The sequence below is a fragment of the Oculatella sp. FACHB-28 genome (genome assembly GCF_014696015.1).
Classification (GTDB): Bacteria; Cyanobacteriota; Cyanobacteriia; order Elainellales; family Elainellaceae; genus JAAUTN01.
Window position 1 is genome coordinate 1 of the sequence record NZ_JACJPJ010000099.1, and the last position, 13,442, is coordinate 13,442.

The 13,442-nt window shown below is 49.0% G+C and carries 12 protein-coding genes; 6 read left to right on the forward strand and 6 right to left on the reverse strand.

Features of this window, described 5'->3' with window-relative positions; translation table 11 throughout:
• Nucleotides 1–261 precede the first annotated feature (261 nt).
• Nucleotides 262–1,005: a response regulator transcription factor gene (locus H6F88_RS28030; protein WP_190646325.1), complete on the forward strand. Its 744-nt coding sequence runs from the start codon at nucleotides 262–264 to the stop codon at nucleotides 1,003–1,005.
• A gap of 12 nt (nucleotides 1,006–1,017) precedes the next feature.
• On the opposite strand, the gene H6F88_RS28035 is transcribed toward H6F88_RS28030, so the two are convergent.
• From H6F88_RS28035 to H6F88_RS28050, 4 genes are all read right to left on the reverse strand, one after another.
• Nucleotides 1,018–1,296 (reverse strand): Mo-dependent nitrogenase C-terminal domain-containing protein, encoded by a 279-nt coding sequence (locus H6F88_RS28035; RefSeq protein ID WP_347277759.1) that lies wholly within the window; start codon nucleotides 1,294–1,296, stop codon nucleotides 1,018–1,020.
• A 405-nt stretch (nucleotides 1,297–1,701) separates the two neighbouring features.
• Nucleotides 1,702–3,459, reverse strand: coding sequence for a ribonuclease J (locus H6F88_RS28040; protein ID WP_190646105.1), 1,758 nt, complete (start codon nucleotides 3,457–3,459; stop codon nucleotides 1,702–1,704).
• A 199-nt stretch (nucleotides 3,460–3,658) separates the two neighbouring features.
• On the reverse strand, nucleotides 3,659–4,573 hold the full coding sequence (gene dapA, locus H6F88_RS28045; RefSeq protein ID WP_190646106.1) for a 4-hydroxy-tetrahydrodipicolinate synthase: 915 nt from the start codon (nucleotides 4,571–4,573) through the stop codon (nucleotides 3,659–3,661).
• 87 nt (nucleotides 4,574–4,660) lie between these two features.
• Nucleotides 4,661–5,713, reverse strand: a complete 1,053-nt coding sequence (locus H6F88_RS28050; RefSeq protein ID WP_190646326.1) for an aspartate-semialdehyde dehydrogenase — start codon at nucleotides 5,711–5,713, stop codon at nucleotides 4,661–4,663.
• A gap of 556 nt (nucleotides 5,714–6,269) precedes the next feature.
• Between H6F88_RS28050 and tig the strand changes: the two genes are divergently transcribed.
• The 4 genes from tig to H6F88_RS28070 all read left to right on the forward strand — a co-directional run bounded on the left by tig (nucleotide 6,270) and on the right by H6F88_RS28070 (nucleotide 10,997).
• Nucleotides 6,270–7,862 (forward strand): trigger factor, encoded by a 1,593-nt coding sequence (gene tig, locus H6F88_RS28055; RefSeq protein WP_190646107.1) that lies wholly within the window; start codon nucleotides 6,270–6,272, stop codon nucleotides 7,860–7,862.
• Nucleotides 7,863–8,020: 158 nt separating this feature from the next.
• On the forward strand, nucleotides 8,021–8,698 hold the full coding sequence (gene clpP, locus H6F88_RS28060) for an ATP-dependent Clp endopeptidase proteolytic subunit ClpP (RefSeq protein WP_190646108.1): 678 nt from the start codon (nucleotides 8,021–8,023) through the stop codon (nucleotides 8,696–8,698).
• 9 nt (nucleotides 8,699–8,707) lie between these two features.
• Nucleotides 8,708–10,045 carry an ATP-dependent protease ATP-binding subunit ClpX gene (gene clpX / locus H6F88_RS28065; protein WP_190646109.1) on the forward strand — a complete coding sequence of 446 codons (1,338 nt, stop codon included), beginning with the start codon at nucleotides 8,708–8,710 and terminating at the stop codon, nucleotides 10,043–10,045.
• 73 nt (nucleotides 10,046–10,118) lie between these two features.
• Nucleotides 10,119–10,997: an alpha/beta hydrolase gene (locus H6F88_RS28070; RefSeq protein ID WP_190646110.1), complete on the forward strand. Its 879-nt coding sequence runs from the start codon at nucleotides 10,119–10,121 to the stop codon at nucleotides 10,995–10,997.
• Between the two features lie 61 nt (nucleotides 10,998–11,058).
• Here H6F88_RS28070 and H6F88_RS28075 read toward each other — a convergent pair whose 3' ends face one another.
• Nucleotides 11,059–11,292, reverse strand: a complete 234-nt coding sequence (locus H6F88_RS28075; protein ID WP_199314036.1) for a hypothetical protein — start codon at nucleotides 11,290–11,292, stop codon at nucleotides 11,059–11,061.
• Nucleotides 11,289–12,272 (reverse strand): GntR family transcriptional regulator, encoded by a 984-nt coding sequence (locus H6F88_RS28080; RefSeq protein WP_190646111.1) that lies wholly within the window; start codon nucleotides 12,270–12,272, stop codon nucleotides 11,289–11,291. The genes H6F88_RS28075 and H6F88_RS28080 overlap by 4 nt, the downstream gene beginning before the upstream one ends.
• A gap of 367 nt (nucleotides 12,273–12,639) precedes the next feature.
• On the opposite strand from H6F88_RS28080, the gene H6F88_RS28085 reads away from it, so the two are divergent.
• Nucleotides 12,640–13,386, forward strand: a complete 747-nt coding sequence (locus H6F88_RS28085; protein WP_190646328.1) for a dienelactone hydrolase family protein — start codon at nucleotides 12,640–12,642, stop codon at nucleotides 13,384–13,386.
• Nucleotides 13,387–13,442 lie beyond the last annotated feature (56 nt).

Here is a 13,442-nt window from a genome sequence, read left to right on the forward strand (position 1 = left end):
AACTGCCTGGTAAACTTAGTCTGTGGCTTGATCGCCTACTGCCACCAACCCAAGAAGCCCTCCCTGCTCATTGACACTGCTCTGCCTGCGTTTGCTTAAGCCGAATTGACGTTCTATTAGAAAATCAAAACTTTTAAGTTAGGTCCATATTCCTTAGAAAGAATTTAGAATCCTTGCTTATAATCTGTACAGGAATCTTCTTTTTCCTACATAAGTCTCTGGATCAGTTTACAAAAAACCACCCATCGCAATTATTTAATGATGCCTCGGATACTCGTCATCGACGATGACCCTGCAATTTCAGAATTAGTCGCAGTCAACCTGGAAATGGCTGGTTATGATGTCAGTCAAGCATCAGATGGCATTAAAGGTCAGGCCTTAGCGCTACAGCTCCTGCCAGACTTGATCATGCTAGATCTGATGCTGCCTAAAGTAGATGGTTTTACAGTCTGCCAACGTCTCCGTCGTGATGAGCGTACTGCTGACATCCCTGTGTTAATGTTGACCGCGCTGGGACAGACCCGAGATAAAGTTGAAGGGTTTAATGCGGGCGCAGATGACTACTTGACCAAGCCTTTTGAAGTTGAGGAGATGCTGGCACGGGTTAGAGCGCTGCTGCGACGAACCGATCGCATTCCCCAGGCTGCTAAGCATAGTGAGATTCTTAGCTATGGTTCTCTTACCTTAGTGCCTGAAAGACTTGAGGCGATTTGGTTTGACAAAACTGTCAAGCTAACACACCTGGAATTTGAACTGTTACACTGCTTGCTTCAGCGCCACGGACAAACGGTGTCTCCTAGCGAAATTTTGAGGGAAGTTTGGGGCTATGACCCAGATGATGATATTGAAACCATTCGAGTTCATGTTCGACATCTAAGAACAAAATTGGAGCCTGATCCCCGCCATCCCCGCTACATAAAAACGGTTTACGGGGCGGGTTACTGTTTAGAGCTACCTAGTGCAGAGCAAACCAGCGGTGATACAGAATCTTCAAGCGTCCTTTAACTCAATCCTATTTCAGCAATACGGTGTTACGTCTTCACCACATTCGTCAGCTAGGTAGCACAACGCACGGAAGCGCAGACTCACCACCTGCTCATAAACTGGGTTGAGTTTACACATGGGTGGAATATGTAGGAGCTTACGCCCAAACAACACAACATCACGTTCAAAAGGGCACTGGGCGGGGATCAGTTTGCAAATCAGGTGCGCTAGTTTAGAATTCTGAATTTTGATCTGGTCGAGCCACTGCCTCAGTGGTTTGAACAGGTCAATCTTATTGTTGGCGTTTGGCAGTAGTTCTGTAGTAGGAGCGGAGATCTCGGTTGCATGAGTAGAGTGTTGTGACTGACTAGAATCGGCTTCGGGTAGCCAAACCCAACCTGGAAGAAAAATGCTTTGCTCAGGACTGCTTTGAGTAGAAGAGTTTGATTCCTTCATTGTGCCTTCCTTAATTCCAATGGAGAGACGGAATTGGGATTCCTGTGGGTGACGCGATCATCATGCCCAACTCAAACTGATTTTGAGTGAGTGATATCACCCATCTTTTACTGGCTAGAGAAGGGAATCTCAGGAAGCTCACGAAGGCTTGATGGAGTGTTGCCTAGTAGGCATAGTGCCAATCACTCCAAATTAGGACAAAAAAGGAGGTGGAGCTTTGCCCCACCTCTTTTATCTAGTATTTGTCCGGTATTAGGTTCGCTATGAAGCGACTTTGGCGGTTTCTCTTTCTCGTTTGGCTGGTCTAGAGGATGCAGTTGGGCTTTGCATCAGAAATACAAGAAGTGGGTTGCTCTGAAGCTCTTTGCGAAGCAGTCGTCGCAGTTCGGTTTCGATCTGTGCCTGAAGTTTTGTCCAGTCTACGTCGATTTCGCCATCGCCAAAGCTGTGAATAAATTCTTTCCAGCGATCGCTCAACAGAGCCTCAATCGTCTGCACGATCGCCTTCTCCAGTCGGGACTTTTCTACAGAAGTAACCACGCCCCGTAGGTGAACTTCCGGTCTCGCAATTAGCTTACCTTCCCAGCCGACAGCCGCCGCTACGGTGACGATCCCATCTTCGGCTAGCTGCTGACGCTCTTTAAGAACACGTTCATGCACCACGCCAGAACGGGAAGCATCTACCAATTCGATGCCAGAGGGAACCTTGCCACCAATGCCAATGCTCTCAGGAGTTAGCTCTACAACGTCGCCGTTGTTGATAATGACCATATTCTCTGCTGGAATGCCCATGCTCTGAGCGGTCTCCGAATGCTTGACCAGCATCCGATGCTCACCGTGAACTGGCAAGAAGAATTTAGGACGGGTGAGCGCAATCATCAGCTTCTGGTCTTCCTGCGCACCATGACCGGAGACGTGAATGCCTTTGTCGCGACCATAGACAACGTTGGCTCCCTGCATCATCAGCTTGTCAATGGTGTTGACTACTGCGATTGTGTTGCCAGGAATTGGGTTAGCAGAGAAGACAACCGTGTCGCCCTTACGGATCTTCACCTGACGGTGCTCCTGATTAGCGATGCGCGTCATCGCAGCCATTGGCTCACCTTGAGAGCCAGTCGTGAGGATTAGCACCTGATCGTCAGGCAGCTTGTTGACCATGTTGAGCGGCACAAACAGGTCATCTTCACACTTGATATAGCCAAGGTTGCGGGCATGAGCAATCACATTCAGCATCGAGCGACCGATAACAGAGACGACCCGCTTATGCTTCTTCGCCAATTCCAAAATCATGTTGACGCGATGCACGGATGAGGCAAAGGTCGTGACCAGCAGCCGTCCCTTTGCTTGATTAAAGACACGATCGAGGTTGGGAAATACCGATCGCTCAGAAGGAGTGCTGCCGGGTATTTCAGAGTTAGTTGAGTCGCTGATGAGGCAAAGGACACCCTTTTCACCATGCTCGGCGAGCCTTTGAAAGTCGAAAAACTCGCCATCAACGGGGGTGTGGTCAATCTTAAAGTCTCCTGTGTGAATGACTACACCGACGGGGGTGTGTAGAGCGACCGTGAAGCTGTCAGCGATCGAGTGAGTGTTGCGAATGTACTCAACAAAGAAGGAATTACCAATTCGCACCATGTCGCGTGGGCGAACTGTTCTTAGCTCGGTGCGATCGCTGACTCCTGCTTCTTCTAACTTGCCTTCTAGCAAAGCCATTGCTAGCCGAGGTCCATAGATCACCGGCACGTCAAACTGCTTGAGGTGAAACGGAATGCCACCAATGTGGTCCTCATGACCGTGGGTGACAATCATGCCCTTAATCTTGTGGCGATTTTCACGCAAATAGGTCATGTCAGGCAGAACAATGTTCACCCCATGCATTCCATCTGTCGGAAATGCCAGCCCTGCATCGAGCAAAACGATTTCATCGTTGATTTCAAATACGCAGGTGTTTTTGCCAATTTCATGTAGGCCGCCCAGAGGAATAATTTTAAGGGCTGTTGAAGATTCGGTTTGACTCATGTAGGTCCTTAAGAACAGGTTTTGAAGAATTTGTATGACGCTGAAATTTGTATAGGAATTAGCGATACTGACGGTGCATTAAGTTGCACAAAACGACTCAGTTGCTAAGGTTCAACAGTGGTGTAGACAAGCCGGATGATGAGCTAGTCTCTGTATCTATGACAATTAAGCGGGGCTATTTAGTTGTCGGAAAACTTGATTAGGCAATTTGACTAGTTCGTCGATCAGCCTGCAATAGAGCCAGCTCATGCATCACCGGCTGAAGCAGCGACTCAATCTCATTCGAATCATCGTCTAACGGTAGACGGGTAGTGCCAACCTGCCAGCCCTGTAGCCTCAGTGCAGCTTTTACAGGAATGGGATTGGTCGTAGCAAAGAGAACCTTAAACAGAGGGAAAAGTTGCAGATGAATTTGAATTGCAGTTTGACTTTGACCGTTTGCGAAGGATTGGATCATCTGCTGGAGTAGGTCGCCCACCAAGTGGCTAGCAACACTGATCACCCCTTGTCCGCCAACTGCCAACATCGGCAAGGTAAGGGAGTCATCGCCACTGTAAATGCTAAATTCTGCGGGTGTCAATCGCCGTACCTGGCTAACCTGGTCGAGATTTCCGCTCGCTTCCTTGACTGCAATGATATTTGGGATTTCAGCCAGACGAGCGACGGTTTCAGGAAGGAGATTTTGTCCAGTCCGACCGGGGATATTGTACAAAATAATTGGCAAATCAGGGGTTGCCTCAGCGATCGCCCGAAAGTGTTGATATAACCCAGCTTGCGGTGGCTTGTTGTAGTAAGGAACAACTTGCAATGACCCATCCAGACCTAGCTTATCTGCTTTTTGGGTAGCTGCGATCGCTTCTTGAGTAGAATTTGAACCCGTCCCTGCTATTATCTTAGCTTTTCCTGCGGTTGCTTGTTGAACAACCTTAAACAACTCATACTCTTCGTCCCAGCTTAGCGTAGGTGACTCGCCCGTGGTGCCACATATCACTAAACTATCTGTGCCGTGGTTTACCAGATGCGCTGCCAACGCTTCAGCTACAGCATAGTCCACGCTGCCATCTGCCTTAAACGGCGTAATCATCGCCGTCAAAACCCTACCAAAATTGCTCACACTCAGACTCACTCCTCAACTATTGGGGTATTCAGGGCAGGAGATTTACAAGGGAACTCAAGTAGAAACATCTCCAAACCCCAACTCCTATCCCCTAAACCCTACAAATTCGCGCTGCACCGACGGCAGCAGGTTTTGAGCGACTAAAAGTTCGGCAATTTGCACTGCATTGAGCGCTGCTCCTTTGCGGATCTGGTCGCCGCTGAGCCAAAGCTCTAATGCACAGGGATGGGAGATATCTTGCCGGATACGTCCGACCAAAACGTCATCTTTCCCTGATGCTTCTGCTGGCATCGGGAAGTAATTTGCCTGCCAATCTTCTACTAGTTTGACACCTGGTGCTTGGCTCAGAATTTCTCTTGCCTCAGCAACGCTAAAAGGTTGGTCAAATTCTAGATTAATCGCTTCCGAATGGGCTCGCAAAACGGGTACCCGAATGCAGGTAGCAGTCACCCGTAAATCTGGGGCATCGAAGATTTTTCGAGTTTCGTTGACCATCTTCATCTCTTCTTCACAATAGCCCTGCTGGTTAATCGGCGTATTGTGAGGAAACAAGTTGAAAGCGAGAGGATACGGAAAAATTTCGGTAACAGGCTCCTCTCCCCGCAAGATTGCTTGAGCTTGCTGCTTGACCTCCTCCATGGCGCGTGCGCCGGCTCCACTTGCGGACTGGTAGGTCGAGACAACAATTCGCCGCACAGGTTGAACCTGATGTAGCGGGTAGACGGCGACGTTCATCAAAATGGTGCTGCAATTGGGGTTGGCAATAATGCCCTGATGGGAGGCAACTGCTGCTGGGTTGACCTCTGGCACAACCAGGGGTACGTCAGGCTGCATCCGAAAGGCACTAGAGTTGTCGATCATTACTGCTCCAGCGGCGATCGCCTTCTCTGCCCAAGCTTTAGAAATAGAGCCTCCGGCTGAGGCCAAAACTAGATCAACCCCATCAAAAGCGCGATCGCTTACTGCCTCAACCTCTAGCTCTTCTCCCTTAAAGGACAGTTTTTGTCCGGCAGAGCGGGGAGAGGCTAATAGTTTCAGGTGGGCGATCGGAAAGTTGCGGCTTTCCAATAGTTGCAACAGTTCAGTTCCGACCGCTCCAGTTGCCCCCAAAATTGCAACTCGATAAGTTTGTGGCAAGTTAACTTCCTCCAAGTGATGTAGCTGTAATTCCAAGCTTTTAGAAAAGAATCTGCAGTTCAAGCCTGTTCAAGGCGAAATGATGCGAACGGTCTAGATCTCGAAGTGCTTACTGAATTGCAGGTACCTGTACAAATTCTGAGAAAAAGCTTTACTGCTTTGTAGACCGACAGTAAGTAACCCGCAAGATTCTTAAAGATAAAAATTTTTGACAAGGTAGAAGCGATTCAAGCTGAAGAAGGCTTTTGTAAAATTTTATTTCTAAAAATCAACCCTTTGAAAGGGCATCAGAAAGTAAAATATTTTCTGAATCATAGCGGATCGAGCATCAGTCTTAACAAATGTGAATAAATGTAAGTGGATTTCCCTGGTAATTGAAATTTTTTGGCAGAGTACCCTGATGACAGAAGTGAGGATGCTACTAGAGTTAAGGTGTAATGAGTTAATGAGATTTGTCCCTGCGACATTTATGTCTGTTCAGGATCAGCTAACATAGCTAATTGCAGCAGCGCTGAACTGTTTTCAGCATCCTTGCAACTGTGCCATAAGAGGTTCGATGAAAGTTACTCAGGAAAAGCTTCCCGCTAGCCAGGTTGGTCTAGAGATTGAAATTCCCCCCGAAATGTCAAAGCAGGCTTACGAAAAAACCCTGCAAGAGTTCACCCGTGCTGCAAACATTCCTGGGTTCCGTAAAGGTAAAGTGCCGCGCCAGGTCTTAGTTCAACGATTTGGCTCTAGCCGACTCAAAGCCGCTGCAATTGAGGAGTTGATTGAAAATAGCCTCAAGCAGGCAATCGAGCAGGAAAAAATTGAGGCGCTCGGCAATTTCCAACTTCGTTCCTCGTTTGAAGAGTTGGTCAGCCAATTTGAGCCAGGTTCTGCTCTCGTTTTCTCTGCAGTGGTAGATGTACCGCCAGAAGTGACACTTAGCCAGTACAAAGGGCTGCAAGTCAAGGCAGAAGAAGTAACTTATGCCTCAGAGCGGGTTGATGAGGTACTAGAAAATTACCGTAACCAATCTGCAACGCTAGTGCCTGTAGATGGACGGGCAGCGCAAACCGGAGACGTAGCAGTTGTTGATTTCAAAGGGCGGCTGACGGGCGAGGAAGTCGAAGCCGAATCTGCTGAAATTCCGGGTGGCAGTGCTGAAGATTTCCAAATTGAGCTTGTGGAAGGCAAATTCATTGCAGGCTTTGTAGATGGCATCATTGGTATGAGCCTGGAAGAGACAAAGGATGTTTCTGTTACCTTCCCTGACGACTATCCGCAGCAAGATTTGGCGGGTAAAGCAGCGGTGTTTACTATCACCCTGAAGGAACTGAAAGAGAAAGAATTGCCCGAGCTGGATGATGATTTTGCTCAGGATGTAAGCGATTTTGAAACCCTGACTGAGTGGCGAGAATCTCTGGAATCTCGGTTCAAGCAGGAAGCTGAGCAAAAGACCAAGGCAAACAAAGAGCAGGCGTTGCTTGATGAGTTAGTCAAGCACATTGAAGTTGAAATTCCTGAAACTCTGACGAAGCAGGAAGTGGATTACATGATCACTCAGACTGCGATGCAGTTGAGCAATCAGGGATTAGACGTTAAGCGACTGATGACGAAGGAAGTGATTCCGCAGTTACGGGAGCGATCGCGCCCTGATGCGATCGCTCGCATTCAGCGAACGCTTGCTTTGGGAGAAGTCGCCAAGCGCGAGTCTATTAAGGTTGAGGAAGCAGAGGTAGTAGCAAAGGTCGATGAGATCCTGGAGCAATATGCTGACCAGACTCAAGACATTGATATGGATCGGCTTCGGCAGTCGGTCGAAGATGACTTGCTGAGAGAGAAGATTCTGTCCTGGCTAGAAGAGAATGCTACCGTTGAGCTGGTTCCAGAAGGGTCATTAACGCCTCCTGAGACGCTTGAATCAGATGCAGATGCGGATACCCTAGAAGCAGCGCAAACCGCACTAGAATCAGATGCAGAATCATCTGATGAGCAGTCTGAAGAAAGAGCTGTTTCAGGCAGTCCGACAACCGTGGATACAACTGCTGAAGTCGTAACAGACGAGGCAGAAGCGGAAGAAGCCGCAACAAATACTGACTCAGCAGCTGAGGACGAAGGTGCAGCAGGTAAAACAGGCAAGGCTTCTAAAGCAAAATCTAAATAGCCTTTGAATCGCCTCTGCCGATTTTCCAGTCAGTCCCAGGTTAGTTGAGGCATAATGGCGAATATAGGCGACCTGGCGATCGAACCCCTCTAAGTCCGATTTCTGCTCGTTCATTTGCCTAGTGTTGATCACATCACCTACCGCTGCCTTACTTCTATATGCTTGTATCTCAGTTCTCCGATCCTCTTTTAACCAGCACTCGATCACCAGAAATCGATTCTGTGATTCCGATGGTGGTCGAGCAATCTGGTCGAGGTGAACGGGCGTTTGACATCTATTCACGACTGCTGCGAGAGCGCATCGTGTTTCTAGGAACTCAGGTCAATGACGAGGTTGCTGATTCCATCGTGGCGCAACTGCTGTTCCTGGATGCTGAAGATCCCGAGAAAGATATTCAACTCTATATCAACTCTCCGGGTGGTTCTGTAACTGCAGGTATGGCGATTTATGACACGATGCAGCAAGTTCGCCCTGACGTTGTTACGATCTGTTTTGGTCTGGCTGCCAGTATGGGCGCATTTCTCCTGACAGGCGGTGCAGCAGGCAAGCGTCTATCGCTTCCCAGTTCTCGCATTATGATTCACCAACCTCTTGGTGGAGCACAGGGGCAAGCAGTTGACATCGAGATCCAGGCAAGGGAAATCCTTTACCATAAGCGCAAGCTCAATGAGTTGTTGGCTCATCACACGGGTCAACCCTTCGACAAAATTGAGGCTGATACGGAACGCGACTTTTTCATGTCAGCAGCAGAGGCTAAAGACTACGGTCTAATCGATCAAGTTATCTCTCGGCAGAACCTGCCTGCAGCGAGAGAGACTGTTACTGCATTGAAATAAGAGGCGACTATGTCTAAATACGACTCTCATCTCAAATGTTCCTTCTGTGGTAAGTCGCAGGAGCAAGTCCGCAAATTGATTGCTGGTCCAGGAGTCTACATTTGCGATGAGTGCGTAGATCTCTGTAACGAGATTCTGGATGAGGAACTGTTTGACTCCAGTTCAGCGGTTCCTCAACCTACTCCGCGAAGGGAACAGCAGCCCGAAAAGCGGCAGGCCCGTTCAGCTAACATTTCTCTCAATCAAATTCCTAAGCCCAGAGAGATCAAAAAGCATTTAGACGAGCATGTAATTGGTCAGGATGAAGCTAAGAAGGTTTTATCCGTTGCAGTTTACAACCATTACAAACGGCTTAGCTTTGTTCAAACAAAGGGCAGCAGCAAAGCAGATGATTCTGTAGAGCTGCAAAAATCTAACATTTTATTGATTGGTCCGACGGGCTGCGGAAAGACGCTTTTGGCGCAGACGTTGGCAGAAATTCTCGATGTTCCTTTTGCGGTTGCAGATGCTACAACGCTGACCGAAGCTGGATATGTCGGTGAAGATGTAGAAAATATTCTCCTGCGTCTGCTACAGGTCGCTGATCTGGACGTGGAAGAAGCGCAGCGTGGCATTATCTACATTGATGAAATTGATAAGATTGCCCGCAAGAGTGAGAATCCTTCAATTACTCGTGATGTCTCTGGTGAAGGGGTACAGCAGGCGTTGCTGAAGATGCTGGAAGGCACGATCGCCAATGTGCCTCCTCAAGGTGGACGCAAGCATCCTTATCAGGACTGCATTCAGATTGATACGAGTAACATTCTGTTTATCTGTGGCGGTGCCTTTGTTGGATTAGACAAAGCCGTTGAACAGCGGATCGGCAAAAAGTCGATGGGCTTTATTCAGCCGGGTGAAAGCCAGCCCAAAGAGAAACGAGCGGCAGATGTGCTTCAGCATCTTGAACCGGAAGATCTGGTTAAGTTTGGCATGATCCCAGAGTTTATTGGACGAGTCCCCGTCGTAGCGGTAGTTGATCCGCTGGATGAGGAAGCTTTGGCTGCAATCTTGACTGAGCCCCGAAATGCTCTGGTGAAGCAGTATCAAAAGCTGCTGAAGATGGACAATGTGCATCTGGAGTTTAAGATTGAAGCGGTGAAGGCGATCGCCAAAGAAGCCTATCGTCGTAAAACCGGAGCCAGAGCGCTACGCGGCATCGTCGAAGAACTGATGCTGGAAGTGATGTACGAACTGCCCTCTCGCAAGGACGTAACTCGATGTACGATCACTCGCGAGATGGTCGAAAAACGCTCCACCGCTGAGCTGTTGCTGCATCCTTCCTCTCTGCCCAAACCAGAGTCAGCATAGAACCTCATTAGAACGTCATACTGAGCCTCAAACCTGTTTGAATAGAGGATGAGGATCAGTTCAAAATTTCAAAATGTCTTATATCGAGATTCGTGGGGTTGCACACTACTACGAGTGGATTACCAAATCAGAACGGACTGCTGCTTCGACTAAGCCTGTGATGGTTTTTATTCACGGCTGGGCGGGTTCGGGGCGCTATTGGGAAAGTACAGCCCAAAAGTTGGTCGAACAGTTTGACTGCTTACTGTACGACATGCGAGGGTTTGGGCGATCGCGCCTGCCTTCTCCCTCTGTTCCATCAGTGACAGATCTGGGCTATGAGCTAGAAAGTTACGCAGAAGACCTGGCTTTGTTGCTGGATGCTTTGGGGCTTGAGCGAGTTTTTCTCAACGCTCATTCAACGGGTTCATCGGTTGCCGTTTTCTTCCTCAACCTTTATCCAGAGCGGGTTGAGCGAGCCATTCTGACTTGTAGCGGTATCTTTGAGTATGACGAAAAAGCGTTTAACGCTTTCTATAAATTCGGCGGATATGTTGTTAGTTTTCGCCCGTCTTGGCTAGCTAAAATTCCATTTGTGAACCGCCTGTTTATGGCGCGTTTTCTGCATCGCTCTTTGCCTGATGTAGTTAGCCGCGCTTTCTTGGAAGACTTTCTGATGGCAGACTACGAGGCAGCGATCGGGACAGTCTACACGGCGGTGAGCAAAAAGGCGACTGAGGTAATGCCTCAAGAGTTTGCTCGTTTAACCGTACCGACGCTAATTATCTCAGGGCAATATGACCAGATTATTCCAGCAGAAATGGGTAGACAGGCGGCTGCTCTGAGCGACAAGGTAGAGCAGATTGTTATGCCTGAGACTTCCCATTTTCCAATGTTGGAAGACCCAGAAGCTTACCTACGTCACGTGAGAGAGTTTCTGAAACTGCCCAATAGCTCAGCAACGCTAGCTTAGAACATTTCCAGGAAGGAAATTGTTCTCTAGCTTGGGAGGGCGAACAGCCGTTCGCCCCTACCTAGTCTTGCTCACAGCCGATTCCATCCAGGTCGCTGTCAAACCTGTGTGGAGCCGGGAGGCGTACCTCAAAGCGACGATGGGGAATATCGCTACAGTCCAGGTCGGGTGGTGCAGGCGCAATGCAGACACTTGGATAGCTAGAGTCGCAGGATTGCTGAGCCTGAGCAACTGTAAATGTCAGGACTACGATAAGCGTGGCGATCGCCCTCACTCCCACCCAAGTTTGCTTCACTCTAGACCTAGCTCTCGCTTCAGCAGGTTGATGGATTTTGTGCCGATGTAGTTGTCGCAGCAGATTAGCTGAGGTGGTCGGATGATATCCTCTCGGCTTGACTGGACAGCCGCTTTCACCGTCTCAAAGCTTGCCTGGTCACTGATGATGACTTGGGCACTGCGAACCACTGCTTTTAGCTTGTAGGCATCTTCTGCCTGGGCAGTCATGACCAGCAATTCATCGCCTCGTAGACTGTAGAGGATCACCTCTGCTGCCCGTAAAATACCTGAACTGAGACTTACCAGACCGATGCAGCTATCTTTGGGTAAGCCTCTCAGCAGGTGCAGCTCTTTGCCGTAATCGTAAATATCTACCGGAATGACCCGGACTGACTTGGGGGCAGCGATCGCCTCTGCTTCTCCGATGAAATAGCGACTGGTGACGACTGTCCCCGATCGAGCCTGGTCTAGAATCTGACCCAGTTCTTCCAAGGGAACAAGCTGCACTGGAATCTTCAGGGCTTGCTCTAGTTCTCTAACCATCAGTTCCCCTGCGCCGATGTCTTGGCTGGGAGCTGTGACTAGCACTCTGGCGCTACAGCGCAGCCGCCAATCAATTTCTGCCAAAAATAACTCTCTTGCCTGGCTCAAAGAGCAACCTTGAGTCAATAGATCATCCAGGCTTTTTTGCACTAGCTTGTGGGCTTGTGGATGTTGCTCCAAGATGGGAGAACGGGATTTTGCGCCACCTTCGTCTCCTTGTGCCCGCACGTAAATTCCTGAGCCTGCCTGAGCATCGACTACGCCTGATTCTTCAAGCTGGCGATAGACTTTGCTGATTGTGTTGCGGTGTAGCCCGGTTTGCATTGCCAACTGGCGGGTGCTGGGCAAACGATGACCAGGCGGAAACTGCCGTGAGGCGATCGCAAACCGAATCTGGTTGTAGAGTTGGGTTGATGCTGGAATTTCGCTGTCGGGCTGAATGTGAAATTGAACCATCGCAGAGCCTCCGAGGAGCTTGGGAAGTAGAGTGAAACGCCCTACCACTGCAAGCTTGATATCGTAATTCTTACTTAACTTCTTACTATTCTTGTGAGTAAGAAAGGGTTTATTTTAGGAGTGGATTCAAGCTGCAAAAGCTATTTACGGCAAAATGCAGCTGATGGAGAAGGGATTTGTAGACCAGCGTACCTCTGTTGTTGAATAAATACCTCATCCAGTTGAGCCCCCTAAACAGGTGGTTTTGGGTAATGCTCAATTCCTGCTGGTTGGGATGTTCATTTTTGAGGCAGTAGCGCCTGTTTCAAGGAGAGCAGACGTGGAGCCACTTCTATTCTAGATTCCCATGACGCAGGTAGGAGATGCCATGACCAGTGTAGAAATTCGGACTTCTCACACGGAAGTCCAAAGTCAAGGTTTAAAGATTTCAGCACATCAGGCTGAGCCAGTTGGAATGGGTTCGTTTCCGGCGGTGATTGTATTTCAGGAGATTTTTGGGGTAAACAGCCACATTCGCGATGTGACGGAGCGGTTTGCTCGATTAGGATATGTGGCGATCGCCCCCGCTCTCTATCAACGCCTCAAACCCAATTTTGAAACGGGCTACACTGCCGAAGCGATTCAAGTCGGTAGAGGATATAAAGACAAGACTAAAGCGACAGAGTTACTGGCAGACATTCAGGCAACGATCGACTATTTAAAGACGCTGCCTCAAGTTAAGTCGGAGGCGATCGGCTGTATCGGGTTTTGCTTTGGTGGGCATGTGGCTTACCTAGCAGCAACGCTGCCCGATATTAAAGCAACAGCTTCCTTTTATGGGGCAGGGGTGACCACAATGACCCCAGGTGGGGGTGCTCCGACAGTCAGTCGCACTGCTGAAATCAATGGCACCCTTTACGCCTTTTTTGGCATGGAAGATGCCAGCATTCCGGTTGAGCAGGTCGATCAGGTTGAGGTAGAGCTACAGAAGCACGGCATTGCTCATCAGGTGTTTCGCTATCCGGGTGCTGATCATGGTTTCTTTTGCGATCAGCGGGGTAGCTACAATCCTGAAGCCGCTGCTGATGCCTGGGAAAAAGTGCAACAGCTTTTTCAGAAAACATTGCAGCCCTAATTCAAGGGCGAACGGCCGTTGGCCCCTACCAAGCATTAACGGTTGTACAATGGTTC